The sequence below is a fragment of the Priestia sp. SIMBA_032 genome (genome assembly GCF_046535215.1).
Taxonomy (GTDB): Bacteria; Bacillota; Bacilli; order Bacillales; family Bacillaceae_H; genus Priestia; species Priestia aryabhattai.
Map to the genome: position 1 here is coordinate 1 of NZ_JAWRXD010000610.1, position 274 is coordinate 274.

At 40.9% G+C, this 274-nt stretch carries 1 pseudogene; it reads left to right on the plus strand.

Annotation, left to right across the window (positions count from 1 at the left end):
* A pseudogene (locus SB717_RS35695) lies at positions 1–274 on the plus strand (peptidase M28); the annotation flags it as partial.

Sequence of the window (274 nt, forward strand, 5' to 3'; positions counted from 1 at the left end):
CCAAGAAGAAGCGATGGAGTGGGGCGTACGACCAGGAGATCAAGTTGTACCGTACTTTGAATTCCAAGTGATGAAGAATGAAAAAATGTTACTTGCAAAAGCGTGGGATAACCGAATCGGTTGTGCAATTGCAATTGACGTATTAAAACAACTAAAAGATGAAAAGCATCCAAACGTTGTATACGGCGTTGGAACTGTACAAGAAGAAGTTGGTCTTCGTGGTGCAAAAACATCTGCGAATTATATTAAACCAGATATCGCGTTCGCAGTAGAT